This window comes from Sanguibacter sp. Leaf3 (genome assembly GCF_001425965.1).
Lineage (GTDB): Bacteria > Actinomycetota > Actinomycetes > Actinomycetales > Cellulomonadaceae > Sanguibacter > Sanguibacter inulinus.
Genome location: NZ_LMRH01000003.1, coordinates 140,361 through 164,892, shown reverse-complemented (window position 1 = coordinate 164,892; position 24,532 = coordinate 140,361). Strand labels below are relative to the sequence as shown.

At 70.8% G+C, this 24,532-nt stretch carries 22 protein-coding genes and 1 tRNA gene; 17 read left to right on the top strand and 6 right to left on the bottom strand.

Features of this window, described 5'->3' with window-relative positions:
- Window positions 1–127: 127 nt before the first annotated feature.
- Complete coding sequence (locus tag ASG53_RS14130) at window positions 128–700, bottom strand: NADPH-dependent F420 reductase (RefSeq protein WP_056134707.1); 573 nt, start codon at window positions 698–700, stop codon at window positions 128–130.
- 103 nt (window positions 701–803) lie between these two features.
- On the opposite strand from ASG53_RS14130, the gene ASG53_RS14125 reads away from it, so the two are divergent.
- From ASG53_RS14125 to ASG53_RS14115, 3 genes are all read left to right on the top strand, one after another.
- Complete coding sequence (locus ASG53_RS14125) at window positions 804–1,286, top strand: MarR family winged helix-turn-helix transcriptional regulator (RefSeq protein WP_056134704.1); 483 nt, start codon at window positions 804–806, stop codon at window positions 1,284–1,286.
- A 207-nt stretch (window positions 1,287–1,493) separates the two neighbouring features.
- Window positions 1,494–1,793, top strand: a complete 300-nt coding sequence (locus ASG53_RS14120) for a hypothetical protein (RefSeq protein ID WP_056134701.1) — start codon at window positions 1,494–1,496, stop codon at window positions 1,791–1,793.
- Between the two features lie 201 nt (window positions 1,794–1,994).
- Window positions 1,995–2,276 (top strand): hypothetical protein, encoded by a 282-nt coding sequence (locus ASG53_RS14115; RefSeq protein WP_056134699.1) that lies wholly within the window; start codon window positions 1,995–1,997, stop codon window positions 2,274–2,276.
- Between the two features lie 148 nt (window positions 2,277–2,424).
- Here the strand turns inward: ASG53_RS14115 and ASG53_RS14110 are convergent, their stop codons facing one another.
- Both ASG53_RS14110 and ASG53_RS14105 read right to left on the bottom strand, forming a co-directional pair.
- The gene (locus ASG53_RS14110) at window positions 2,425–3,597 is read right to left on the bottom strand and encodes a pyridoxal phosphate-dependent aminotransferase (RefSeq protein ID WP_056134696.1); all 1,173 of its coding nucleotides are present in this window, start codon (window positions 3,595–3,597) and stop codon (window positions 2,425–2,427) included.
- Window positions 3,594–4,820, bottom strand: a complete 1,227-nt coding sequence (locus ASG53_RS14105; protein WP_056134692.1) for an App1 family protein — start codon at window positions 4,818–4,820, stop codon at window positions 3,594–3,596. The genes ASG53_RS14110 and ASG53_RS14105 overlap by 4 nt, the downstream gene beginning before the upstream one ends.
- Window positions 4,821–5,084: 264 nt before the next feature.
- Here ASG53_RS14105 and ASG53_RS14100 point away from each other — a divergent pair, with 264 nt between their 5' ends.
- Complete coding sequence (locus ASG53_RS14100) at window positions 5,085–6,491, top strand: outer membrane protein assembly factor BamB family protein (protein WP_056134687.1); 1,407 nt, start codon at window positions 5,085–5,087, stop codon at window positions 6,489–6,491.
- A gap of 84 nt (window positions 6,492–6,575) precedes the next feature.
- Here the strand turns inward: ASG53_RS14100 and ASG53_RS14095 are convergent, their stop codons facing one another.
- Entirely contained in the window at window positions 6,576–7,091 is a 516-nt protein-coding gene (locus ASG53_RS14095; protein ID WP_056136316.1) for a low molecular weight protein-tyrosine-phosphatase, read from the bottom strand.
- A 631-nt stretch (window positions 7,092–7,722) separates the two neighbouring features.
- Between ASG53_RS14095 and ASG53_RS14090 the strand changes: the two genes are divergently transcribed.
- The gene (locus ASG53_RS14090) at window positions 7,723–8,160 is read left to right on the top strand and encodes a DUF4440 domain-containing protein (protein WP_056134684.1); all 438 of its coding nucleotides are present in this window, start codon (window positions 7,723–7,725) and stop codon (window positions 8,158–8,160) included.
- 156 nt (window positions 8,161–8,316) lie between these two features.
- Here ASG53_RS14090 and ASG53_RS14085 read toward each other — a convergent pair whose 3' ends face one another.
- Window positions 8,317–9,231 (bottom strand): LysR family transcriptional regulator, encoded by a 915-nt coding sequence (locus ASG53_RS14085; protein ID WP_056134681.1) that lies wholly within the window; start codon window positions 9,229–9,231, stop codon window positions 8,317–8,319.
- Window positions 9,232–9,374: 143 nt separating this feature from the next.
- On the opposite strand from ASG53_RS14085, the gene ASG53_RS14080 reads away from it, so the two are divergent.
- The 5 genes from ASG53_RS14080 (at window position 9,375) to ASG53_RS14060 (ending at window position 14,021) form a co-directional block, all read left to right on the top strand.
- Window positions 9,375–9,884 (top strand): CBU_0592 family membrane protein, encoded by a 510-nt coding sequence (locus ASG53_RS14080; protein WP_056134678.1) that lies wholly within the window; start codon window positions 9,375–9,377, stop codon window positions 9,882–9,884.
- Window positions 9,885–11,012: an LLM class flavin-dependent oxidoreductase gene (locus tag ASG53_RS14075; protein WP_156382817.1), complete on the top strand. Its 1,128-nt coding sequence runs from the start codon at window positions 9,885–9,887 to the stop codon at window positions 11,010–11,012.
- A 165-nt stretch (window positions 11,013–11,177) separates the two neighbouring features.
- Entirely contained in the window at window positions 11,178–11,609 is a 432-nt protein-coding gene (locus ASG53_RS14070) for a hypothetical protein (RefSeq protein ID WP_156382816.1), read from the top strand.
- A gap of 206 nt (window positions 11,610–11,815) precedes the next feature.
- The gene (locus ASG53_RS14065) at window positions 11,816–12,775 is read left to right on the top strand and encodes an endo alpha-1,4 polygalactosaminidase (RefSeq protein ID WP_082544161.1); all 960 of its coding nucleotides are present in this window, start codon (window positions 11,816–11,818) and stop codon (window positions 12,773–12,775) included.
- A gap of 94 nt (window positions 12,776–12,869) precedes the next feature.
- Window positions 12,870–14,021, top strand: coding sequence for a glycerol dehydrogenase (locus ASG53_RS14060; protein ID WP_056134669.1), 1,152 nt, complete (start codon window positions 12,870–12,872; stop codon window positions 14,019–14,021).
- A 362-nt stretch (window positions 14,022–14,383) separates the two neighbouring features.
- Here the strand turns inward: ASG53_RS14060 and ASG53_RS14055 are convergent.
- Window positions 14,384–14,466: transfer RNA gene (locus ASG53_RS14055), tRNA-Leu, on the bottom strand.
- Window positions 14,467–14,663: 197 nt separating this feature from the next.
- On the opposite strand from ASG53_RS14055, the gene ASG53_RS14050 reads away from it, so the two are divergent.
- The 7 genes from ASG53_RS14050 to pknB are packed head-to-tail and all read left to right on the top strand — an operon-like array spanning window position 14,664 to window position 24,407.
- A complete protein-coding gene (locus ASG53_RS14050) occupies window positions 14,664–15,383 on the top strand; it encodes an FhaA domain-containing protein (protein ID WP_056134666.1) in 720 nt (239 codons plus the stop codon).
- A gap of 10 nt (window positions 15,384–15,393) precedes the next feature.
- Window positions 15,394–15,876, top strand: a complete 483-nt coding sequence (locus tag ASG53_RS14045; protein WP_056134662.1) for an FHA domain-containing protein FhaB/FipA — start codon at window positions 15,394–15,396, stop codon at window positions 15,874–15,876.
- Between the two features lie 3 nt (window positions 15,877–15,879).
- Window positions 15,880–17,400, top strand: a complete 1,521-nt coding sequence (locus tag ASG53_RS14040) for a Stp1/IreP family PP2C-type Ser/Thr phosphatase (RefSeq protein ID WP_056134658.1) — start codon at window positions 15,880–15,882, stop codon at window positions 17,398–17,400.
- Window positions 17,400–18,935, top strand: a complete 1,536-nt coding sequence (locus ASG53_RS14035) for an FtsW/RodA/SpoVE family cell cycle protein (RefSeq protein ID WP_056134655.1) — start codon at window positions 17,400–17,402, stop codon at window positions 18,933–18,935. The genes ASG53_RS14040 and ASG53_RS14035 overlap by 1 nt, the downstream gene beginning before the upstream one ends.
- Window positions 18,932–20,401, top strand: a complete 1,470-nt coding sequence (locus ASG53_RS14030) for a peptidoglycan D,D-transpeptidase FtsI family protein (RefSeq protein WP_056134652.1) — start codon at window positions 18,932–18,934, stop codon at window positions 20,399–20,401. Before ASG53_RS14035 ends, ASG53_RS14030 begins: the two co-directional genes overlap by 4 nt.
- Window positions 20,398–22,359 carry a serine/threonine protein kinase gene (locus ASG53_RS20155; RefSeq protein ID WP_082544082.1) on the top strand — a complete coding sequence of 654 codons (1,962 nt, stop codon included), beginning with the start codon at window positions 20,398–20,400 and terminating at the stop codon, window positions 22,357–22,359. Before ASG53_RS14030 ends, ASG53_RS20155 begins: the two co-directional genes overlap by 4 nt.
- Window positions 22,359–24,407 (top strand): Stk1 family PASTA domain-containing Ser/Thr kinase, encoded by a 2,049-nt coding sequence (pknB, locus tag ASG53_RS14020; protein WP_056134648.1) that lies wholly within the window; start codon window positions 22,359–22,361, stop codon window positions 24,405–24,407. Before ASG53_RS20155 ends, pknB begins: the two co-directional genes overlap by 1 nt.
- The last annotated feature ends 125 nt before the right edge of the window (window positions 24,408–24,532 follow it).

Here is a 24,532-nt window from a genome sequence, read left to right as displayed (position 1 = left end):
CCTCGCTCATGCAGCAGCTCCCCCGGGCCAGTCCGGCCCGGGGGGCTGCGGGGTGCGTCAGGCGTCAGGCGTCAGGCGTCAGGCGTCAGGCGTCAGGCGTCAGGCGTCAGGCGTCAGGCGTCAGGCGTCAGCGGACGAGCGTGAAGCCTGCGGTCCACGAGACGGCCTCGCGGGCCGCGAGGGTGAGCTGGAGGAAGCCGATCGCCTCGAGCTCGTGGGCGCGGGCGAGCGAGCCGGCGTCGACGGCGTCGAGCCCACCGGCGGTCACAGCCGCGACGAGCGTCTGCTTCGAGGCCTCGTCGTCACCCGCGACGAGGACCGTCGTCCGGTTCGTGCCGACGGTGCCCGAGGCGAGGGTCGCCGCGAAGTTCGTGTTGAAGGCCTTGAGCACGTGCGACTGCGGGAGGGCCCGGGCGATCTCGGCCGTCGCTGAGCTGCCGGCAGGGACCACGAGCGAGTCGAAGGTCTCGAAGTTCAGCGGGTTGGTGATGTCCACGACGATCTTGCCGGCCAGCTGGTCGGCGTAGGTCGCCACGATGTCCGTGACCGAGGGGTACGGGACGGCGAGGACGACGACGTCGCCCGTGAGGGTCGCGGTCTCACCGCGGCCGACGTGCTGGACGGAGGCCCCGCCGGAGGCGAGGACGCCTGCGATCGCGCTGCCCATGCTCCCAGAACCGAAGATCGTCACGTTCGTCATTGCTGCTCCTCGTACGGGGGCCTCGCGACCCGCTTTGTTGTATGTACAAGCAACCTAGCACCGGTTAGTTGTAGCGTCAACCATCGGCGGTAGAGTGGTTCCCATGGACGACGTCACCTGGCTCGACAGCGACGAGCACACAGCCTGGGTGCGGCTCATGGCCGTGCTCACCCTGCTCCCCGGGGCCCTCGACGCGCAGCTCAACCGCGACGACGACCTCAACCACTTCGAGTACTTCACGATGGCCATGCTGTCCGAGTCACCGGGACGGGTCCTCCAGATGTCGGCCCTCGCCTCGCGCACCAACGCCACGCTGCCCAGGCTCTCCCGCGTGGTCTCCCGCCTCGAGAAGGCCGGCTACGTCGAGCGATCCCCCTGCCCCGGCGACGGCCGTGCGACGAACGCGACCCTCACCGACGCCGGCTGGGACAAGGTCGTCCAGGCAGCCCCGGGTCACGTGCGGACCGCACGGGAGCTCGTCATCGACGCTCTCGAGCCCGAGCAGGTCGGCCAGCTCGCCGAGATCGCCCGGCGCATCCTGACGACCCTCGACCCCGAGCAGAAGATGGTCGCGACATCGCACTGAGGCGCGCGCCGCCGACAGGCAACCCTGCTCGACCGGGCTCGACGGCGCACACATCGCCGGCCGCTACGGCGCCCATCAGGCGGCACGTCAGAGCCCTCGGGCTCCTGCGTACAAAAGGGTGATGAATCCGCACCTCGGCAGACACTTCTGTTAACGTGCAATACGACCTTTCCTGTCGATCGCGCACCTCAGGCTCAGGAGAAGACCATGAACGTCAGACCGCTCGTCACCGTCATCGTCGGAGCGCTGGCGCTGATCGCCGTGCCGAACGCGGGTCATGCGGCACGATCAGCAGAACCCACACCGGGCCCGGCGCTCACAGCACTCTCACCTGAGACAGACGCGACGCTGTGGACCCTCGCAGGAACGCAGTCCGATGCCGAGATCGAGGCAGTCGTCGAGAGCGGTCTGCCCGTCGCAGACCTCTTCGACCCAGTCACGAACGACGTGCTCGCCGCAGTGAACACAGCCCCACAGGCATCTCTGGTCAGCCTCACGCGTCCCTGAATATCTCGCGGGACATCCCGACTGTCTCGGACTGGCTGGACCAGGCCCTCTGGACCAAGGCTCGGCCAACCTCTTCCTCCGGAGTGTGACCTGACGCACTAGGATGGAGCTCCAGGGGGCAGGGTCGGATCTCGCCGACCCATGATCCCGCCGGACGGGCGACGGTGCACACCACCGCCATCCATCGAGCGAGGGGCGACGATGACCGACCAACAGCACGACCTGAACATGCCGTTGCAGCCCGGGTCCGTCGAGGCCGAGTTCCGCCGTCCCGAGGGGCCTGGTCTGGTCTCCGCCGGACCGGCGATGTCCTCATACGGCACCGGGTCCGCCATGCGACCCAAGAGCACGACGATGCGCACGGCGCTCATCGCCGGGGCCGTCGGCATCGCGATCGGGTTCTGGATGGGCACCTCTGGGCCGCAGGAACCCGCCGTCCCGGACGACGTCCAGACGTCGACGGTCGTCACGCCCGTCGGCTGACCGGCGGGAGGCTAGCCTCTCTCCCCGCAGGCTGCCGCCGAGGTGCCTTGCGAGGTGCCTTGCGAGGTCCGGGAGGTCGCCCCACGGTCAGGTGGTCGCCGCCGGTGTCAGCGGCTCGCCTCCGAGTCGTCGTCTCGTCGTCTCGTCCTCAGAGCGTCCGCTGCCAGGCGACGACCCGTTCGACCGCCTCGGTGACGACAGCCGGGTCGGCCGCGAAGGACAACCGCACCCAGTCCTTCCCCGCGACCCCGTCGAAGTCGGTCCCCGGCGTCAGAGCGACGCCGGTCTCGGCGAGCAGCCGCTCGCACCAGGTCACGGAGTCGAGCCCGTACCGCGAGATGTCGGCGTAGACGTAGAACGCGCCGTCGGCCGGGGCCACGGGTCCCCACCCGAGGTCGTCGAGACGGTCGAGCACGACCCTGCGAGACCGCGCGTACTGCTCGACGTTCGCCCGCGCTGAGGCATAGCCCTCGTCGCTGAAGGCCGCGACCCCCGCATGCTGCGCGAGCGCCGGCGGACAGAGCGCGACGTTGCCCGCGAGCGCGTCGACCGGGGCCACGAGGTCGTCCGGGAGCAGCAACCAGCCGAGGCGCCACCCCGTCATCGCCCAGTACTTGGAGAACGACGAGACGACGACGGCTCCGTCGCCCAGGTACGACGCCGCCGTCGGTGTCTGCTCGCCCTCGGGGCCGTAGGTGATGCCGTGGTAGATCTCGTCGCTCACGAGCCGCACGTCGTAGTCTGCGCACCACCCGGCGATCGCCGCGAGATCACCGGGCGAGACCATGGTGCCCGTCGGGTTCGCCGGGCTCGCGAGCACGAGGCCGTCGAGCCCGCCCCCGTAGTAGGCCTCCTGGAGCTGCGAGAGCGTCGGCTGGTAGCGGGTCTCGGGCCCGCAGTCGAGCTCGACGACCTCGCAGCCGAGCGCCGTGAGGATGTTCTTGTACGCCGGGTACCCGGGGCGGGCGAGAGCCACCCTGTCACCGACGTCGAAGGCGGCGAGGAAGGCGAGCATGAAGCCGCCCGACGATCCCGTGGTCACGGCCACGCTCGACGCCGGGACGTCCACGCCGTACGAGCGCCCGTAGTGCTCGGCGATCGCCGCCCGCAGCGGTGGCGCGCCCATCGCCTCGGTGTACCCGAGGTCGCCCGACTGCAGGAGGTCGACCGCACGGCGGCGGACCACCTCGGACGCACCGGTCGACGGCTCGCCCGCGCAGAGGTTGAGGACAGACTCCCCCGCGGCGCGTCGCGCGTTGGCGGCGGCGAGCACCTCCATCACGGCGAAGGGCGGGACCTGGGCACGACGTGAGACCTTCATGGCTCCATGGTCGCAGGGCCTGCCTCGCCTGCGTGGCCACGCAGGTCCGGGAGCACACCGGCCGAGCGCAGAGCCCTGCGCAGGCGCGCCCCGTCGGGTGCGCTCACCACGGGGACGCTCGCCCCGGCCCCGGCCGACATCCCGGCACGGGCCTGGACCGTCGGTCCGGGGGCGCCGTGGGCGAGCACCTGCTCACCGGCGCTCAGCTGACGGATCGCGACAGCGCGGACGTGGTCCGGGTACATCTGCGCGAACCTGCTGTAGATGAGCGGGTCGTGCTGGCCGTCGTCCCCCACGAGGATCCACCGCACGTGCGGGAGCTCGCGGGCGAGCCGCTCGAGGCTGTGGAACTTGTGCTCACGACCGCTGCGGAACCAGCCGGTGTTGGTCGGACCCCAGTCGGTCAGCAGCATCGGTCCGGCCGGGAAGCCGTGGAAGGCGAAGAAGCGACGCAGCGCGGCCGCCCCGTTCCACGTGTTCGTGGACAGGTAGACGACAGGCAGCTGGTCCTCGAGCGAGTCGATCTCGGCGTAGAGGTCGGCCATCCCGCGCACGGGTCGGCGCGCGTCCTCATGCAGGACGAGCAGGTTCCAGATCGCCGTGAGAGGTCGGGGCAGCGAGGTCACCATGACGGTGTCGTCGACGTCGCTCACGAGTCCCGTGCGGACCTGGCGACCCACCACCCGGACCGGCGCTGTCACGGACGGCCCGCCGACAGGTGCGACCTGCACCTCGTGCCAGCCCTCGTCGGTCCGCGAGGGGACCACGACGTCGACGTAGCCACCGCGGTCGGCGACCACCCTGTGCTCGGTCCCGTCGACGGTGATGACCACGGGCGCACCCGGGAGCTGGGCGGTGAGGAAGCTGCGCCACCCGCGCACGGCGCGCAGCGGCTCGGGGCCCTCGGCGCGAGGTCGGCCCAGCCTGCGCGGTGTGGGGGCTGAGCTCTCGGCCACGGCAGTCGGGTCGTCGGCGCGTCCACCACGTCCTGCTGCGGCCCTGTCGCGGGTGGTCGCCCTGTGGGCCGGCGCGAGCACGACCCGCCCCAGCACGCGGACCCAGCCGTCGTCGGTGGCGTCCTCGCCCGGGGCGAGCCCGTACCCCGTGTAGGGCTCGATGCGCGGCACCCACCCGCGGCGGCGCAGGACGCTCGCGAGGGCGGCGTCGAACTTGTTCTCCCAGCGGCTGGCCCAGTACGGCCTGCTCGACGTCGTGTCGCTCATGCGGCCCGAGTCTTCCAGAGGTGTGGCCTCGCTGCTGGTCGAGGCTCCCGGTCGCGGGACCTGGCGGACGCCTCACGGCTCCGGTCCATGGTCAGGTAGCCACCTCTCCGCGGGCACCCGACGTCGCAGGTCACGACTCTGTCCCGATCTGCGGTCCCCCGGTGTGGCGCTCCGTCTGCCGTGCACCGTGCGGGTGAGCATCGGAGCACCCGTGGGGCGCCGGAGGTGACCCGCGGTCCACTCGACGCAGCAGGGGAGAACAGCATGACCGAGGCACGCCCGTCCGCAGACCACGAGCCGAAGAAGAGGAAGGCCTGGGTCGTCGCCGCCGTGGGGACGGTGGTCGTCGCAGCGGCAGCCGTCGCGGTCGGCCTGCAGCTCACGTCGGACGACGACACCGCTGCACCCGCACCCACGCCGGCCACGAGCAGCGCGGCCCCGGCGGCGCCCGAGCCCACCGAGACAGAGACCGGGTCGACGCCCGCCCCGTCGGCGCTGCATGGCACCCCGACGGCTGCCTGGACCGTGACCGGCAGCAGCTATGGAGCCGACGGCACGGATGTGCGCCTCGCGGCCCCCAACCCCGTGGGGACCACCAACGTCGCCGGCACGGTCGTGGTGCTCGCGACGCCGGAGGGTGCCGCCGTGGCCCTGGGCGTCGACGGCGAGACAGGCGCCGAGGTGTGGCGCCACGACCTCGGTGCCGGGCTCGAGGCCGAGCCGGGCTGCTCCGTCATCGACGACGGCAGCACCGTCGGCTGCTGGATCGGCGCCGACGACGGTACCTTCACGCTCTCGATGCTCGACACGGAGACCGGAGAGGTCGAGCAGACCGTCGTGCTCGACGCCGAGCCGACCTACGTGCTGTCCGACCGCGCCGGCACCGTCGTGGTCTCGGTCGTGGACGGTGCGATCGTCGCAGACGCCTTCGACCCCGACCTCGCACCTGTCTGGTCGACCTCGACAGAGGCTGGTCTCGTCCCTCCCACTGACTCGTACGGAGTCATGACCGCGGCGACCGGGCGTGTCGGGGTGTTCGTCTCCGGTGCGTCTGCGCTCTTCGACCGGACCTCGGGTCAGCTCCTCACGACGTCGAGCACCTCAGCGCTGCTCCTGCTGCCCGGAGGTCTGGTGCGTGACGTGAGCATGGTCGACGGGACCACGACGCTGACCGACCTCACCGGTCGCGTGCTGGCCTCCGGTGTCGGCGGGGCCTGGAACGTCCCTGGCCGGCTCGGACCTCTCGACGAGCGTCCCGCCGCCGTCGGCATCGGCACCCAGGCTCTCGACCCGGAGACGGGCGAGCCGACATGGGCGCTCGACGGTGACCCTGCACAGGTCCAGGCGACCGTCATCGGGGGGATCGCCGTCGTGACGAACCCGACGACAGGTGCGCCGCTGTCAGCAGTCGAGGCGACGACAGGCACGCCGTTGTGGACCTCGACCGCCACGAGCGGGACGGTCCAGGAGCACGACGGGGTGGTCGTCGTCGAGGACGAGAAAGGCGTGGTCGGCGTCGACCCGTCTGACGGCGCGGTGCTGTGGTCCGTCGCCCACACCCCGGCGCTCTACCCGACGTCTTTCCCGGGCGCCGAGTACCAGGTCGTCGGGTCGACCCTCGTGACGTCGACCACGGCCGGCGACATCACCGGGTACACGTTCGCACCGTGACGGCAGGGTGGTCCGCGCCTGCCGCTGACGAGCCTCGTGGGCGCCTCGCCGCTGGGTCGCCCACGGTGGCCGCGGTCGCGACGGCTAGTCTCGCCCCAGCCGCACCCGGGCCCACCCGACGATGCCGTCGACGGCGGCCTCGACCTGCGCGAGGCACACGTCGAAGTCTTCGGGGCCTCCGTACCAGGGGTCTTCGACGTCGAGCAGGTGCTCGTCCTCGACCCCACGGGTCGAGGGTGCCGCCGGGTCGAAGGTGCGGAACATGACGATGTCTCCGACCACGTCGGGCTGGCCGCTGCGCTCGGCGAGCCTGCGCAGCGCGGCAGCGTGCCGGGCGGTCATCGGGAGCAGCAGGTCCCGGGCTCCGAGGTCTGCCACGTCGACCTGACGGGCTCGGTGCGTGTCGAGGGCGCGGTCGGTGTACCCGGCCGCGGCGAGGACAGCGCGGGCGCGGCGGTCCATCGGGTTGCCGTGCTCCTCCGAGCTGACTCCCGTCGAGTCGACGACCACGTCGTCGCCGAGCCCAGCCGCCTCCAGCCTGTCGCGGAGCACCACCTCGGCGATCGGCGACCGGCAGATGTTGCCCGTGCAGACTGTCATGATCCGCAGGGGTCGCACCTGACCGTCGGCGGCGGGTCTGTGGTCCGCCGTGGGTGTCTCGTGGTCGCCAGGGCTGAGGGGGTCGGTCACTGGGGCGTCCTCCGGTCGGGGGTGAGGTCAGGGCACCAGCCTGTCACGCCGACGCGCGCCGGGCGGTGTCTGCACAGGTCACCAGCACGGCGTCCGACCCGTCGTCCACAGACGAGAAAAACCCCTTGAGCTCTCGCCCTGCCCAGGCGTAGCGTCGTCGGTACATCGGAAGGAGGTGGTCCCAGACATGAAGTTCACTCGGACTCGTGAGGTGGCTGTCCGCTAGTCGCCACCAGCATCGACCAGCCCTGCTGGTCGAGGACCAGCGCGCAAGGTCGCGCTGGCAGCTGACGGACGAACCGGTTGTCAGTACTCGCCGGCCCCGCACCGCCACGCGGTGGGCGGCAGCGAATACCAGGCAGTCACCGGAGCCCGTGGGTGCCGCGATCTCGTCCTTCGCGGTAGGTGGAGCGATCCACCAGCCCACGGGCTCTTCCATGCCCGGCCGCAGTTTTTCACCCCTGCCCGCCTCGACGCCGCCGCGCACAGCGCGGGACGCGTTGGCATACTGACGATCTGTCAAGAAGCAGGGGGATCATCGATGAACGAGCGCACCACGTCTGACCCGCAGGAGCGCCAGCGGGTCATCTCTGCCGAGACCGCACTGTGGACGTCAGCAGCGGGCAAGGACCGACAGCGCCTCGAGTGGTTGCTCCACGAGGACTTCTCGGCGATCACCTGCGACGGAGACGCCGTCAGCCGCGAGGCTGTCGCCGGGTCTACAGCACGAGACGTCGAGGTCGGAGACCGTACCTTCTCCGACTGGGCCTTCCACGAGATGCCCTGGCCCCTGGTGCTCGTGACCTACCACCTGGACGAGGTCGACAGGTGCAGCCGTCACATGTCGATCTGGGACGTGTCGACGGGATCGGCCCGCATCAGGTTCCACCAGGGGACCTGGGTGACCGAGGACGAGACTGCCGAGGACGAAGTGCTGACCGGCGCCGCCGCTGGCCACGCGACGGGTCACGGACTCTAGCCACGACCCCCGGGCTGGGTCTCCGTCCGCCCCCCGTCGGCGAACGCTCCGAGGACCACCGGCGACGATGATGACGAGCGTGATCGTCACGAGCACAGGCTGTGGCCGGGGTGCGTCGAGCGGCGACAGCCAGCCGCTCGTCGGCGCCTCAGGCGCTCAGCCGATGTATCCCAGGTCGAGCGTCACCACCTGCGCGAGCAGCGCGTCGATGACCGCTGTCACCGCCGGGGTCGGCTCGTGCCGGTTCGCGCGGTGGCGGGCGGCGATGTGCCTCATGCCGAGCCCGGCGATCGGCACCACGTCGACCCCCGCGACGTCGGCGTGCTCGAGGGCGAGAGCCGGCAGCAGCGCCACGCCCTGCCCGGCCGCGACGAGGGCGATCGCGACCTCGTAGCTGTACGTGCTGTGCAGCGTCGACCGGGTCGGCTTCGCCAGGTCGACCACACGGGAGAGCGCCCGGGCTGCGGCCGTCGTCTTCTCCGACCCGATCCACACGGCGTCGGTGAGGTCCTGCAGGCTCGTCGGGGTCGCCATGGAGGTGGGCACGGCGATCCGCCACGGCTCGTCGAGCAGCGGCACCTCGCGGAAGCCGCGCGGGACGGGGCGCTCCGCCGAGGAGTCGTGCTCGACGATCGCGATGTCGTACTCACCGCTGCGCAGACCACGGTTCGCGTCGTCGGTCTCGACCTCGTGGACGTCGATCTCGAGCCCGGGCGCAGACTCGGCCAGCTCGACGAGCATGGGAGCGACGACGCTGCGGGTCACGGTCTGGAACGCGCCGATGGTCACCCGTCCGCTGACGTCCGGCCCGATGGTCGCGATCTGCTTGCGCGCCTCGACGAGCTCGGACTCGATGCGCTCGGCCGCCTCGGCGAGCATGAGCCCGACGGCTGTCAGCGTCACGCCGCGGGGGCCGCGGTGCAGCACCTCGACACCTTCTTCTGCCTCGAGCTTGGCGATCTGCTGGGAGATCGCCGAGGGGGTCAGGTGCAGCAGGTCGGCGGCTGCCACCACTCCTCCAGCCCTGTGGACCGCCAGGAGTACACCAAGTCTTCGCGCGTCCAGAGCCATGTAGTGATGCTACATGGGGTTTGGAGAATGATTCGATTGTGCTACAGCATCTGGAGCCTCATGATTGGGGGCATCACCTCGTGGTCCGCAGCCGGTGGCTCGGCAGGACCGCACCCCCCACCGCACGTCATCAGGAGTTCGTCATGTCCGCAGCCGCCCAGATCCTCCTCACCCTCGCCGGGTGGACCGGTGCCATCAGCGCCGTCGTCGCCTACGGTCTGGTCACGATGAAGCGGATCTCCCCCGACTCCCTGCTGTTCCAGGGGCTCAACATCGTGGGTGCCGGACTCCTCTCGGTGAGCGCGTCGGTGCACAGCGCCTGGCCGTCGGCCGTCGTCAACGTCATCTGGGTCGCCATCGGCGTCTACGCCGTCCGTGCGCTGTGGAACGCCCGCCGCACAGCCGCCGCGGTCGTCGTCCCCGACGACGCCTCGGAGCTCACCGGCAGCGCACCCGCGGAGACGGCCACGGACCTCTCGTTCGACAGCAGCCCCGAAGAGGTCCTCGCGACGGGCTGGGAGGCCCCGGCCTCGTCGGTCGCCGACCACGACCTGCTCATGGACTCGCTCTTCGCCGGGACCGACGTGGTCGACCCCGCCTCGCACCTCGTCTCCGAGAGGAATAGCGCGACGCGCACCCCGGTTGCAGCCTGAGTGAGCACCGACCCCACCACCGGCACGCCGGTGGATCCCGCGCCCGTCGACAGCACCCCTGTCCCCCCTGTCTCTGCACTCTCCGTCCTCGACCTCATCCCCGTCAGGACAGACCAGACCTCTGCTGACGCGATCGCCGCGAGCACCCGTCTGGCGCAGACGGCCGACGAGCTCGGGTTCCGGCGCTACTGGGTCGCCGAGCACCACAACATGCCCGCGGTGGCCTCGACCACCCCGCCCGTCCTGCTCGCGCTCCTGGCCTCGGCCACGCAGCAGATCCGCGTCGGGTCGGGCGGGGTCATGCTCCCCAACCACGCGCCGCTTGCCGTCGCCGAGCAGTTCGCCGTCCTCGAGGCAGCGTTCCCGGGGCGCATCGACCTCGGCATCGGCCGCGCCCCCGGCTCCGACCCCGTGACCAGCCACATGCTGCGGTCGGGCGCGGCGCAGGGCAGCTCGGTCGACACCTTCCCGGACGACGTCCGCGACACCATCGAGCTCATGTCCCCCGGTGGCATGGTCCTCGACCTGCGCGGTCGCAGCTATCCGCTGAGGGCGACCCCGCACGCGACCTCGGCACCCGAGACGTGGCTGCTCGGCTCGTCCATGTACTCGGCGCAGCTCGCCGCGGCCCTCGGGCTGCCGTACGTGTTCGCGCACCACTTCGCAGGGCAGGGCACCCGCGAGGCGATGCAGACCTACCGCGCCGCCTTCCGTCCCTCGGAGCACCTCGCGGAGCCCAAGACCTTCGGCATCATCAACGCCGTCGTCGCGGAGACCGCCGAGGAGGCCGAGCGCCGGGCGCTCCCCTACATCCGGTCGATGATCCGGCTGCGGACAGGGCAGGGCCTCGAGCCGCAAGAGCTGGTCGAGGACGCCGAGCGCGAGGGCATCGCCCCAGAGCACGCCGGCATCGCCCAGGCGATCCGCGGCTCGTGGGCGATCGGCACCCCGGACGTCGCAGCCGCGAAGGTCCGTGAGCTCGCCGAGATGGTCAGGACCGACGAGATCATGATCTCGCCCGTCTCCTCCGCCTACGTCGGCAGCGACCCGCGCCGGGTCGAGACCCGCGAGGAGACGCTGCGCCTGCTCGCGGGCGCGCTGCTTCCAGGCTCGCTGCTCCCGAGGTGACCGAGCACACACACCAGAGCTGAGCAGCCGAGAGCTCCGGGGTCACCTCCCCCAGGCCCTTCTGCCCCCTTCTCGCCCCATTCGTCTCCGCAGGCCCTCCGGCGTCCCGGAAATACGCTGGCCAGCCGCAGATACGATGACTGTATGAAGAGGATTGCTCTGGTTATGTGTTCATTGGTTCTGCTTTCTGCCTGTTCGGGCACCGACGACTCCAGCTCGACGGAGACGACCTCGGCCCCGGCCGCGGCGACCGCCGAGGCCGTCTCGAAGGACCCTGTCGCCGTCTGCGGCACGCTGTTCGACGGTGGTGACGACAGCATCGTCAGCCAGCTCACCGCCCTCGCGGGGGTCGCTGTCGACGAGACCGTGCTGACCCAGGTCTCCGACCTGCGTCAGGAGCTCGTCGGTGCGATCGCGAAGTCTCCGACCGACCTCGCGTCGGCCATCGAGGGCCTGCGCTCCCCGCTCGGCGCCGTGGTCTCGGCCGCCGGCTCGGGCACGCCCGACGTGACGGTCGACTCCGAGGCGATCACGACAGCCACCGCAGAGCTCACCACGGCCTGCGAGGACGCCGGGTACACGGTCCCCGCAGCCTGATATCCCGGGGGAGCATGCTCCCGCAGCACGACGTCGGCCGGTTCCTCCTCGAGGACCCGGCCGACGTCGTCTCCTGGGACCCGCGGCTCTCGCCGAGCAGCACTCGGCCGCGTGACGACCACCTCGCTCAGGACCCCGGGCCTTGGCTCCGACCCGGTACCAGGGACTCGCGACCCGGGCGCCAGCAGGCCCGCATACTGGTGCCCATGCCCGTCGACTGCCCCCAGCCCTCCCCGCACCCCCGCAGACCTCGACCTCGCGCCGCAGCAGCTGCGACGGCGGTGCTGCTGCCAGTCCTGCTCGCAGCGTGCGCGACGGCCCCGGGGACGACGAGGGACGAGCCCGTGCCAGCGGTCTCGGCCGCGCCGACCGCCGACACCTCCGCGAGCGTCCAGCCCGACCCTTCGTCCTCGTCGCCCTCCGACGTCGCGCTGCTCCCGGAGGGCGCCCTGGTCGACTACCAGCTCGGCGGACCCTACGACCCACCACCCGGGGTGACCGTCGTCGTCCGTGACGTGACCGCGGAGCCGGCTGGCCTCGGCTACGACCTCTGCTACGTCAACGCCTTCCAGACCCAGCCGGGCGAGTCCGAGCAGTGGCTCAGCGATCACCCCGAGCTCGTGCTGCACGTCGACGGCGCCCCTCTCGAAGACCCGGACTGGCCGGACGAGCTGCTGCTCGACACGTCGACCGCCGAGAAGCGCGAGGCGATCGCCCAGATCCTCGGGGAGCAGGTGGACACCTGCGCAGAGAAGGGCTTCGACGCCGTCGAGCCCGACAACCTCGACTCATACACCCGCTCGCACGGCCTGCTCACCGAGGCTGACAACCTCGCCCTCTCGACGCTGCTCGTCCAGAGAGCGCACGTGGCCGGTCTCGCGATCGCCCAGAAGAACACCGTCGAGCTGGGCGACCGGGGCAAGGCCGCCGGCTTCGACCTGGCCGTCGCCGAAGACTGCGCCGTGTACGACGAGTGCGGTGACTACACGGCGGTCTACGGCCGTCAGGTGATCGAGATCGTCTACGACGACGCCCCCGACTTCGCCGACCTGCTCGAGACCTCGTGCGCCGACCACGGCCGTGGCGACGAAGCGATCCCCGTCGTGGGGCGCGACCGCCCGCTGAGCCTGCCCGACGACCCGGGGTACACCTTCGTCACCTGCTGAGAGATACCGCACTCTCCGCACCGCGGCTGGGCACGCCCCGACGCCGGAGCCTAGGGTCGAAGGGACCAGCACATCCCGCCACGAAGGAGATGCCATGTCCGCCTCAGCAGTTCCCGTCCGTACCGTCATCAGCCCCGGACGCTACGTCCAGGCGAAGGGCGCGATCGCCCGTCTCGGCGAGTTCACAGCACCGATCGGCACGACCCCGATCGTCGTCGCGGACGACGTCGTCTGGGGCATCGTGGAAGAGCAGGTGAGGGCGTCCTTCGAGGCTGCGGGGCTGACGGTGGTCCGCGAGTCCTTCGGCCGCTACGCCACCAAGGGTGAGGTCGACCGTCTCGTCACGGCGATCCAGGACGCCGGCGCCGACGTGGCGATCGGCATCGGTGGTGGCAGCACCATCGACGCCGTGAAGGCCGCAGGCCACCTCGCGGGGATCCGCTGGGTGTCAGCACCGACGGTCGCGTCGACCGACGCCCCGGCCTCTGCGCTCTCGGTGATCTACACCGAGGAGGGCGAGTTCGAGGAGTACAGGTTCTTCCCGCACAACCCGGACCTCGTGCTGGTCGACACCCAGCTCGTCGCGAACGCCCCGGTGAAGTTCCTCGTCGCGGGTGTCGGTGACGCCCTCGCCACCTGGCTCGAGGCACGGGCCACCCAGCGAGCGCACGCGACCACGATGGCGGGCGGCCTCCAGACCGAGACGGCTCTCGCGCTGGCCAGGCTCTCGTGGGACCTCATCTGGGAGAACGCCCTGCCAGCCATCGCGGCAGTCCAGGACAACGTCGTGACCCCCGCGGTCGAGAAGCTCGTCGAGGCCAACACCCTGCTCTCGGGTCTCGGCTTCGAGTCTGGCGGCCTCGCCGCGGCCCACGCGATCCACAACGGCCTGACCGCCGCCCCGCAGACGCACGGGCTGACCCACGGGCAGAAGGTCAACATCGGCTCGCTCGCCCAGCTCGTGCTCGAGGGCGCACCGACCGAGGAGATCCGCGACTTCATCATCTTCACCACGAAGGTGGGTCTGCCGAACACCCTGACCGAGATCGGCCTCAAGACCACCGACGTCGAAGACCTGCAACGCGTGGCCGAGCTCTCCGTGGTCGAGGGCGAGACGATCCACAACATGCCCTTCCCCGTCACCGCGGCCGACGTGGTCGATGCGCTCCGCTCGATCGAGGGCTACTCCCGCCAGGTCCGGGCCGAGGCAGGTCTGCCCGGGCCGGTCTTCTACACCGCACACTGACAGCGCACTGACACCGCGCTCGCGCGCCGCCCGGGACCTGTCGAGGGGAGACCCTGTGCGGATCCGGTCGGCGCGCGAGAGCAGTCCGGCACACCGCCTGCACAGCCCCTCCCCCGGCCGCTGCGGGTGAAGATCGCGCGTTCGGGTGGCTGCTCTGACGGGCCGCCTGCGCACTGTCGGGTGGCGGGCCAGCGCCCTGGCCCCCTCGGCGACGGCCCGTCGGAGCAGGCGCAGGGCGCCACCCGGCCGTGTGCCGAGCCCGAGAACCGCAGCAACCCGCGGGAGAGCACGGCCAGACGACGCAGAAGGCCCCGACCGGAAACCGGTCGGGGCCTTCTGATGTCCGTCGAGACGGACCTACGTGCGTGAGGGGGGACTTGAACCCCCACGTCCTTACGGACACTGGCACCTGAAGCCAGCGCGTCTGCCATTCCGCCACTCACGCGAGACTCAGAGAACTTATCACGTCTACGCTGAACCCTGTGCATCCACGCACCGTCGACCCAACTGTCTATACGATGGGACGACGTAGCAGTGCGAGTCGCGACCGGTAACCGGTCGCTCCTCAGCCATCATAGGTCCAGCACACGGGCCTGCGTGCCGTCCGCCGACGGTCCGCGCAGCACGATCGGAGGAGGTGACATGGGAGTTCTCGACAGGTTCGAGAAGAGCGTCGAGCGCGCTGTGAACAACACGTTCGCCCGCGTCTTCCGAAGCGAGCTGAAGCCCGTCGAGCTCGCGAGCGCGCTCCGCCGCGAGGTGGACGACCGCGCCGCAGCCGTGGACCGCGACCGCACGGTGGTACCCAACGAGTTCACCATCCAGCTGTCGGTCGACGACTTCGCGCAGATCGAGAGCTGGGGCGCGGAGCCCCTCGCCGACGAGCTCGCAGCGAACGTCACCCAGTACGCCGGGACGCAGCATTACGCCTTCGTCGGCGCCGTGACCGTCACCTTCGAAGAGGTCGAGGGTCTCGAGACCGGCCGCTTCGAGGTCAGGTCGTCGACCGTCCGCGGAGCTGTCGCCCCCGCGAGCGCCGGAGCGACCCCGAGCTCACGCCACCCGCTCGTCGACATCGACGGCCAGCGCTACCTGCTGACGGGCCCCGTGACAGTGATCGGCCGAGGCGCCGAGGCCGACATCGTCGTCGACGACCCGGGCGTCTCACGCCGGCACCTCGAGATCCGCGTGACACCCGACGGCGTGGTCGCGACAGACATGGGCTCGACCAACGGCCTGTACGTCGAGGGCCACCAGGTCCCGGCCGCGACGCTGCTCGACGGGAACTCGCTGACCATCGGCCGGACGCGCATCATGTTCTGGACCGGGGTCGCCGACGACTCTGCCGACGGTGAATGGTGACCTGCCCCGGATGAACGAGCTGACGATCACCCTGCTGCGGCTGGGTTACCTGGTCTTGCTGTGGCTGTTCGTCTACTCCGTCGTGCGCGTCCTGCGCCACGACCTCTACGGCACCCGCATCACCACCCGCAAGGGCTCGCACGAGACGGGCGTCGGCACCGTGACCGCACCGGCCCCTGCGGCCCCCGCCCAGAGCAAGAACCGGCCCACCCGGCTCGTCGTGAGCGAGGGACCGCTGCGCGGCACCACGCTCCCCCTCACCAGCTCCGCGATCCTCATCGGGCGCGCGCCGAGCTGCACCCTCGTGCTCGACGACGACTACTCCTCCTCCCGCCACGCCCGGATCTTCCCGTCCGGCGACCAGTGGGTCCTCGAGGACCTGGGCTCCACGAACGGCACCTTCATCGGCAACCAGCGGGTGTCGTCCCCGACCCCGTTGTCGCCGGGGACCCAGGTGCGCATCGGTCAGAGCGTCGTCGAGCTGCAGAGGTAGGCCATGACCATCGCCTTGCGCTACGCCGCGCTGTCCGACGTCGGACTCGTCAGGTCCAACAACCAGGACTCTGCCTACGCCGGCCCGCACCTGCTGCTCGTAGCCGACGGCATGGGTGGGCACGCGGGCGGAGACATCGCGTCGTCTCTCGCGGTCGCCTCCCTGGCTCCCCTCGACGGTGAGGCCTTCGGGTCCTCAGAGATCCTCGAGCGCCTCGGCGAGGCCATCGAGACCGCACGGCTCGAGCTCGTCCGCAGGGCTCGCGAAGACTCCGAGCTCTCCGGCATGGGCACGACGGTGACCGCCCTGCTGCGCTCGGGCAACAAGCTGGCGATGGCCCACATGGGCGACTCCCGGGGCTATCTGCTCCGCGGCGGCCAGCTGAGCCAGGTGACCAAGGACCACACCTTCGTCCAGCACCTCGTCGACACCGGCAAGATCACCGCCGAGGAGGCCGAGCACCACCCGCAGCGCTCTGTCGTCATGCGGGTCCTCGGCGACTTCGACCTCGACCTCAGCCCCGACCTCTCCGTCCGCGAGGCGCACCCGGGCGACCGCTGGCTGCTGTGCTCTGACGGGTTGAGCGGCATGGTCAGCCTCGAGACGATCGAGCGCACCATGGTCGAGAACACCGACGTGACCGCCTGCGCCGAGCGGCTCGTCCAGCTCGCGCTGCGTGCCGGCGGGTCGGACAACATCACCTGCATCGTCGCCGACGTGCTCGACCTCGACGACCTCCCGGACGGCGCAGCGCCCGACTCCGGCGTGCAGGTGGTCGGATCAGTCGCGATCACCCGCGACGCACCGACGACAGCCGTCGACGGTCCTGCTGCCCGGGCGGCAGCCCTGCTCGCCGAGGCGCGCGCGACCGTCGGCGCCCTCGCCGAGTCGTCCCAGCAGTCGCCGGCTGCACCCGACGCGGCCGTCTCCGAGCCGGACGAGACCGTCGAGGTCGCGACGGCGACACCCGGGGCGCTCAGCCGCTCCGAGAAGAAGGCAGCACGAGCCCACGAGCGCGCCGACGCCAAGGCCGCGAAGGCCGAGGCCAAGCGCGGGACCGGCATCTCGTCGACCGAGCTCGAGGAAGAGACCGGCCGGGGCCGGTGGGCCTGGACCCTCGTCTCCCTCGTCGTGCTGCTCGCGATCGTCGGCACCGGTGCGTTCTTCGGCTACCGCTGGACGCAGACGCAGTACTACGTCGGCCTCGCCGACGGCAAGGTCACCATCTTCCAGGGCATCTCCCAGTCGATCGGCCCGCTCGAGCTCTCGGAGGTCTACGAGACCTCCGACGTGGTCGCCTCCGACCTCGACAGGTTCGAGATCAACCAGCTCGAGCGCACGATCCGAGCGAAGTCGCTCGACGACGCCCGGCAGCGCGTCGCGGACCTCGCCCCCGAGGGTGCAGCGACCGACGAACCGGCCACCGAGGGGACCGGCGAGACCCCGACTCCCACGGACGGCGCCACGACAGCTGCCGCCGACGCCGCGCCGGACGGTCCGACGACCGCGGGTGGCACCTCCTGATGGCCACGGTCGAACCTGGTCGGGTCCGCAGCGGTCGAGCCAGCGAGTTCGGCCTGCTCGTCCTCGCCCTCGCGATCGGCATCAGCGCCTACGCGATCGTCAGCCTCGTCATGGAGGGGACCCTCCCGGCGAACTTCTACATGCTCATGCTCGGCATGACGGGCCTGAGCCTCGCCCTGCACCTCGTCGTCCGCTGGCGTGCCCCCTACGCAGACCCGACCCTCGTGCCGATCGCCGTCGCGCTCAACGGCCTCGGCCTCGCCATGATCCACAGGCTGGACCTCGGGCAGCAGCTCAAGGGAGCCACGAGCGAGCTCGCGACGCGCCAGCTCGGCTGGACCGCCGTGGGTGTCGGCGGCGCTGTCGCGCTGCTCTTCGTCCTCAAGGACCACCGCACGCTGCGCCGCAACACCTACACGGCCATGGTCGTCGGCCTGGTCCTCATCCTGCTGCCGCTGATCCCGGGGATCGGCAAGCAGATCAACGGCTCACGCGTGTGGGTGGGCCTGGGGCCCTTCACCCTCCAGCCCGCAGAGTTCGCCAAGATCGCCTTCGCCGTGTTCTTCGCGGGGTACCTGGTGTCCAACCGGGACACGCTGACGCTCGCGGGCAAGAAGGTCTTCGGCCTCCAGCTGCCACGCTCGCGCGACCTCGGTCCGATCATCGTCGTGTGGCTCGTGTCGATCCTCGTGCTCGTCTTCGAGAAGGACCTCGGTACCTCGCTGCTCTTCTTCGGCCTCTTCGTCGCGATGATCTACATCGCGACAGAACGTGTCAGCTGGGTCCTCATCGGTCTCGTGCTCGTCGGCGTCGGTGCAGCCGCTGCGGCCTCCTCGCTCCCTCACGTCGCAGGACGCTTCGACGCGTGGCTCAACGCCTTCGACGCGGACATCTACGACCGGGACTTCGGCGGGTCGTACCAGATCGTCCAGGGACTCTTCGGCATGGCCAACGGCGGTCTCATGGGGACCGGGTGGGGCGCGGGGCGACCAGACATCGTGCCGTACGCCTCGTCCGACTTCATCTTCGCGGCCCTCGGTGAGGAGCTGGGCCTCACCGGCGTGCTCGCCATCCTCGCGATGTACACGCTGCTCGTGCAGCGCGGCATGCGCATCGCGATCGGCACCCGTGACGGCTTCGGCAAGCTGCTCGCGAGCGGTCTCGCCTTCGTCGTCGCGTGGCAGTGCTTCGTCGTCATCGGCGGGATCACCCGCGTCATCCCGCTCACGGGCCTGACCATGCCCTTCTTGGCCTACGGCGGGTCGTCGCTCCTCGCGAACTGGCTGATCGTGGCCCTGCTCGTGCGGATCAGCGACAACTCGCGACGTCCGACACCCCTGCCCCTGCGCGGTGCGCCCCGAGCCGAGCCGAAGCCGACCCCCGAGCCCGCACGTGCTGCGGCCTCGCGGGACACCTCGGGGGCGCACGGCTCGACGACCTCGCAGGCCGCCGCCGTCTCCCGTGACGACGACACCCAGATCGTCCGCCCCGGGGACGACGACCAGACCCAGATCGTGCCGGAGCCTCCCCGATGAACGTCCCCATCCGGCGCGTCGCCGTCGTCGCCCTCGCCCTGTTCCTCGTGCTCATGGTCGCCTCGACGTGGATCCAGGTCGCCCAGGCACCGACGCTCAACGCCGACGGCCGCAACTCCCGATCGCTCTACCAAGACCTGAGCATCCAGCGCGGGCCGATCATCGCCGGCGGCCAGACGATCGCCGAGTCGGTCCCCGTCGACGACGCCTTCATGTACCAGCGCGTGTACGCCGAGCCCGAGCTGTACTCGGCCGTCACGGGCTACTACTCGTTCAGGTTCCAGTCGACAGGCATGGAGCGGGCCGCCAACGAGTACCTCGTCGGCACCTCCGACTCGCTGTGGTGGGACAGGTTCCGCAACCTGATCTCCGGCGGGACGCCGCAGGGCTCGTCGGTCGAGCTCACCATCGACCCCGTGGTGCAGCAGGCCGCGTGGGACGCCCTCGGCGACCAGCGCGGCGCCGTCGTGGCGCTCGACCCGAAGACCGGTGCCGTCCTCGCGATGGTCTCGAAGCCCGCCTTCGACCCCAACCTCGTCGCCTCGCACTCGTCCGCCGACGCGAGCGCCGCCTTCCAGGCCCTGGCCGACGACAGCGCACGCCCCCTCGACAACCGGGCGATCGCCGGCCGCACCTACCCGCCCGGCTCGACCTTCAAGCTCGTCACGGCCGCAGCTGCCCTCGAGGGCGGTGCCGTCACCCCGGACCAGCAGATCCCTGCGCCCGACCAGCTCCAGCTGCCGCAGTCGAGCAGCGTCCTCAACAACTTCGGCGGCGAGTCCTGCTCCCCCACGGGCACCACGACCCTCGCCGACGCGCTGCGCACCTCGTGCAACACAGCCTTCGCGCAGCTCGGGATCGACCTGGGTCCCGAGGCCCTCGACGAGCAGGCCAAGGCCTTCGGCTTCGACTCGCGGATGTCGATCCCGCTCCAGGTGACGAGCAGCCAGTTCCCGCTCGAGGTCGACGGGGCGACCATCGACTCCGCGAAGACCGCTCTCTCCGCGATCGGCCAGTACGACGTGAAGGTGACCCCGATGCAGGTCGCGATGATCTCTGCCGCGATCGCCAACGGCGGCACCCTCATGCAGCCGTACATGATCGACCGTGTGCGGACGCCCGACCTCACGGTCGCGGTCGAGACCGACCCCGAGGAGATCGGCACGCCGATCTCCCGCGAGACCGCCGACACCCTGCGCGACATGATGATCGGTGTCGTCCAGGACGGCACCGGGACCTCCGCGCAGATCTCGGGCGTGCAGGTCGCTGGGAAGTCCGGCACGGCCGAGACCACGGCCGACGCTGCGCCCCACGCGTGGTTCACCTCCTTCGCGCCGGCCGACGACCCGCAGGTGGCCGTCGCGGTGATCGTCGAGAACGGCGGAGACGCCGGCAACGAGGCGACCGGTGGCCGTGTCGCGGCCCCTATCGCCCGAGCAGTCATGGAAGCGGTGATCAACCGATGAAGCCCGAGGCGCAGATGGCGCTCGGCGGCAGGTACCGCCTCGTCCGGCAGATCGCCGTCGGCGGCATGGGCGAGGTGTGGGTCGCCCACGACGAGTCGCTCGCGCGCGACGTCGCGGTCAAGGTGCTGCGCGAAGAGTTCGCGGGCAACTCCGACTTCCTCGACCGCCTGCGGACCGAGGCCCGCAACAGCGCGGCCCTGTCGCACTCCAACATCGCCCAGCTGTACGACTACGGCGAGCAGCAGGGCTCGGGGTACCTCGTCATGGAGCTCGTCCACGGCGAGCCCATGTCCGACCTCCTCGAGCGCGAGCCTGTGCTGCCCGTCCTCCGCCTGCTGTCGATCTTGTCGCAGACGGCTCGGGCGCTGCATGCTGCCCACGTCGCCGGGGTGGTCCACCGCGACGTGAAGCCCGGCAACATCTTGCTGGAACGCTCGGGCGAGGTGAAGATCACCGACTTCGGGGTCTCCCTCGCGTCGAACCAGATCCCCATGACGGCCGCCGGCATGGTCATGGGCACGGCTCAGTACCTGTCACCCGAGCAGGCGATCGGCAAGGCCGCGACGGGTGCGTCCGACATCTACGCGCTCGGGATCGTGGCCTACGAGTCGATCGTCGGGAACCGGCCCTTCACGGGAGCCACGCCCGTGGACATCGCTGTCGCGCAGGTCAACGAGGCAGTGCCCCCGCTGCCGTCGACGGTGCACTCGGGGCTCGCAGACCTCGTCATGCGCATGCTCGCCAAGGACCCGCTCGACAGGCCGCGCAGCGGGGCGATCCTGGCGCGCACCTTCGACCTGCTCGCCGACGAGATCGCCGCCGACCCCTGGGGCAACGGCCGGCGGCGCCGTGAGCCTGCCGCGCCCGTGGTCCGCCGTGAGGCACCTCCGACGGCTGGGGTGCCCGCAACCGCTCCGGCCGCAGCCGAGAGCACCCCCTCCGCTGCCGCGGTGCCGCTGCCGGTCGTCCACGAGCCAGAGGCCCCGGCCGCGCCGGTCTCCCCAGACGCTCCGCACGAGCGTGCTGAGCAGGCTCCTGTCGGACGCCGGATGCTGCCGCCGACCGACCGACCGGACGTCCAGGACGAGGCACGGACCGAGACGCGCTCCGCGCCAGCGGTGCCGCCGGTCCCGCCTGCACCGTCCCAGGCCGAGCCCGGCACGAGCGAACCCTCAGCCTCACCTGCCGCAGCTCCCCGGTCGCGCCACGCCGAGCCGACACCGCCTGCAGCACCGGTCAGCACCACCGCTCCGGCGGCCCCGACCCGCTCTGAGACGTCCCGCGTGCGCGACGTCCCTCCGCCCCCTGCTCCGCACCAGGACGCCCAGCAGACCCAGCAGTGGGAACCTGTCGCACCCACCTGGGACGCCGTGAAGCCCGCGAGCCGCACGAGCCCGTCGGACCGACCGGGCTCGTCCGACGGCAGACTTGCCGGCATCTCGGCGACGTCTGCCTCGGAGCCGACGGGATCTGTCCGACGGCGCGTGCCACCGCCGGGGACGACCGCGCGGTCGCGCACGACGCCGGTCGCGGGTACCCCGCGCGCACCGGGGTCGTCGACGGCGCGATCCCCGCGATCCACCACACGCAGCTCTGCGAACCGGAGCGCGCCAGCCCGCAGCTCGACGACCCGCCCCGCGACTGGTCGCCAGGCATCCTCCTCTCGCCGTCGCGGCGGGGCACGACGGAGCGGAGTCGCAGGTCTCCTGGACACCATCAGGTCGGTCGGCTGGCCGACGCTCGCGCTGGTCCTCGTCCTCGTCGTCGTCCTCACGGCGACGCTGGCCAAGGCGCTGCTCGACTCCTCAGCCTCTGGTGAGGCACCAGGGTCTGGTCACCTCTCAGGAACGATCTCGGTAGAATCGACCGGCTGGACCGGCCCAGATGCCATGATCGTCGAAGCGCAGGGCTCGCAGAGCCACGGCGCAGCATCCCCAACGACACCTAAGGACACGTAGTGGTTGACGAGGCACCCCGCACCCTTGCGGGCCGTTACGAGGTCGGTGAGCTCATCGGCCGCGGTGGTATGGCCGAGGTCCACATCGGTCACGACAACCGTCTCGGGCGGACCGTGGCGATCAAGATCCTGCGCTCCGACCTCGCGCGCGACCCGTCCTTCCAGGCGAGGTTCCGCCGCGAGGCGCAGTCCGCTGCCGCGCTGAACCACCCGGCGATCGTCGCCGTCTACGACACCGGTGAGGACACCTTCACCGAGCCGAGCGGTGCCGTCTCGCACGTGCCCTTCATCGTCATGGAGTACGTCGAGGGCCACACGGTCCGCGACATCCTCCAGGACGGCAACGCCGTGCCGATCGAGGAGGCCGTCGAGATCACCTCGGGCGTCCTCTCGGCCCTCGAGTACTCCCACCACGCCGGGATCGTCCACCGCGACATCAAGCCCGCGAACGTCATGCTCACGCCCACGGGCGCGATCAAGGTGATGGACTTCGGCATCGCCCGAGCCCTCGCCGACTCCGCCGCGACCATGACGCAGACGCAGGCCGTCATCGGGACCGCGCAGTACCTCTCCCCCGAGCAGGCTCGCGGTGAGAGCGTCGACGCACGCAGCGACCTCTACTCGACGGGCTGCCTGCTCTTCGAGCTCCTCACCGGGCGCCCGCCGTTCACCGGCGACTCCCCCGTGTCCGTCGCGTACCAGCACGTCCGTGAGGCTCCGGTCAGCCCGAGCAGCATCGCCTCCGACGTCCCCGAGACCCTCGACCGCGTGACGCTCAAGGCCCTGGCCAAGGAGCGGACTGCCCGCTACGGCAGCGCGGCGGAGTTCCGCTCTGACCTCGAGGCCGCCATCCGCGGCGGCGCGCTGGCTGCCGGATCTCTCGGCGCCGTCGTCGCAGCATCCGCTGCGACAGGACCGGCCGAGGGCGCGACGGAGATCTTCAGCTCGGTGACCGACGACGCGACCAAGGTCGCGCCAGCCTTCGCTCCCGTCGCGACGGCCGACCCGCTCGCCGACCTCGCGACGGAGGAGGACGAGGAGAAGCCCAAGCACCGCGCGCTGCTCTGGACCCTCGTCGTCATCGCCGTGCTGGCTGTCGCAGCCATCGCGGCCATGCTGCTCCTCGACCGCGACTCGACTCCCCCTGTCGACCAGGCCAACGTGCCTGTCCTCACCGACATGTCGCGCGAGCAGATCACGGCGACGCTCACCGACGCGGGTTTCACAGAGCCGCCAGAGTTCTTCGAAGAGGTGAACAACGACGTCGCACCAGGGCTGTTCATCCGCAGCGACCCTGCGGTGGGTACCTCGGTACCGGTCACCACAGCCGTCCAGGTCTGGACGTCGACGGGCCCTGAGGACGCCACGGTCCCCGACGTCACGGGCTTCACCCAGGCGCAGGCGACAGCCGCCATCGAGTCTGCAGGACTTGTCGTGGCTGTCGGCATCGAGTCTGAGCCGAGCCCGAAGATCGCCCGCGACTCTGTCACCCGTACCGAGCCCGTCGCGGGGACAGGCGCGAAGAAGGGGGACGAGGTCAAGCTCTACGTCGCCTCCGGTCAGGTCGACCTGCCGGACCTCACCGGGATGACGCAGGCTGAGGCCGCCCAGACCCTGAGCGACCTCGGTCTCACGGGCAGCTTCACCAACACCCCCACCAACGACGTCGAGGCCGGTCGGGTCGTGTCGCAGGTGCCCAACGCCGGTTCTGTGAACCAGGGACGGAATGTCGAGGTCGCGATCGCCGAGGCGATCCCGGTCGCCACGGTGCCTGCCAACCTCGTCGGCATGACCTTCGCAGACGCCCAGAAGGCGCTCGGTGACGCTGGACTCGGCGTGCAGCTCGCTCCTGGGACGCTCCCCAGCCCGACGGGTCGTGTGGTCTCGAGCAACCCGGCCGGCGGGACCGAGGTCGAGCCCGGTTCTGTGGTCGTGCTGACCTTCGAGCCCGAGCCCTCGGCCGACCCGAGCGACGACCCGTCGGACGACGCATCCGCAGGTGCCAACAACGGCAACAACGACGGGAAGCCGGGCAAGGGCAACGCCTGACGACCGTCCCCGCACTGCTGGCACGCCGAAGGCCGCTCCCCGCTGGGGGGCGGCCTTCGTCGTCGGGAGCGCCACGAGAGATGCGGCCTCCGTCGTGCGGAGAGATGCCGGGTGGACTGGTCAGC

Coding starts and splice junctions, on each gene's coding strand:
- ASG53_RS14130 (WP_056134707.1), bottom strand. CDS start 700: ATGACGAACGTGACGATCTTCGGTTCTGGGAGCATGGGCAGCGCGATC.
- ASG53_RS14125 (WP_056134704.1), top strand. CDS start 804: ATGGACGACGTCACCTGGCTCGACAGCGACGAGCACACAGCCTGGGTG.
- ASG53_RS14120 (WP_056134701.1), top strand. CDS start 1,494: ATGAACGTCAGACCGCTCGTCACCGTCATCGTCGGAGCGCTGGCGCTG.
- ASG53_RS14115 (WP_056134699.1), top strand. CDS start 1,995: ATGACCGACCAACAGCACGACCTGAACATGCCGTTGCAGCCCGGGTCC.
- ASG53_RS14110 (WP_056134696.1), bottom strand. CDS start 3,597: ATGAAGGTCTCACGTCGTGCCCAGGTCCCGCCCTTCGCCGTGATGGAG.
- ASG53_RS14105 (WP_056134692.1), bottom strand. CDS start 4,820: ATGAGCGACACGACGTCGAGCAGGCCGTACTGGGCCAGCCGCTGGGAG.
- ASG53_RS14100 (WP_056134687.1), top strand. CDS start 5,085: ATGACCGAGGCACGCCCGTCCGCAGACCACGAGCCGAAGAAGAGGAAG.
- ASG53_RS14095 (WP_056136316.1), bottom strand. CDS start 7,091: ATGACAGTCTGCACGGGCAACATCTGCCGGTCGCCGATCGCCGAGGTG.
- ASG53_RS14090 (WP_056134684.1), top strand. CDS start 7,723: ATGAACGAGCGCACCACGTCTGACCCGCAGGAGCGCCAGCGGGTCATC.
- ASG53_RS14085 (WP_056134681.1), bottom strand. CDS start 9,231: ATGGCTCTGGACGCGCGAAGACTTGGTGTACTCCTGGCGGTCCACAGG.
- ASG53_RS14080 (WP_056134678.1), top strand. CDS start 9,375: ATGTCCGCAGCCGCCCAGATCCTCCTCACCCTCGCCGGGTGGACCGGT.
- ASG53_RS14070 (WP_156382816.1), top strand. CDS start 11,178: ATGTGTTCATTGGTTCTGCTTTCTGCCTGTTCGGGCACCGACGACTCC.
- ASG53_RS14065 (WP_082544161.1), top strand. CDS start 11,816: ATGCCCGTCGACTGCCCCCAGCCCTCCCCGCACCCCCGCAGACCTCGA.
- ASG53_RS14060 (WP_056134669.1), top strand. CDS start 12,870: ATGTCCGCCTCAGCAGTTCCCGTCCGTACCGTCATCAGCCCCGGACGC.
- ASG53_RS14050 (WP_056134666.1), top strand. CDS start 14,664: ATGGGAGTTCTCGACAGGTTCGAGAAGAGCGTCGAGCGCGCTGTGAAC.
- ASG53_RS14045 (WP_056134662.1), top strand. CDS start 15,394: ATGAACGAGCTGACGATCACCCTGCTGCGGCTGGGTTACCTGGTCTTG.
- ASG53_RS14040 (WP_056134658.1), top strand. CDS start 15,880: ATGACCATCGCCTTGCGCTACGCCGCGCTGTCCGACGTCGGACTCGTC.
- ASG53_RS14035 (WP_056134655.1), top strand. CDS start 17,400: ATGGCCACGGTCGAACCTGGTCGGGTCCGCAGCGGTCGAGCCAGCGAG.
- ASG53_RS14030 (WP_056134652.1), top strand. CDS start 18,932: ATGAACGTCCCCATCCGGCGCGTCGCCGTCGTCGCCCTCGCCCTGTTC.
- ASG53_RS20155 (WP_082544082.1), top strand. CDS start 20,398: ATGAAGCCCGAGGCGCAGATGGCGCTCGGCGGCAGGTACCGCCTCGTC.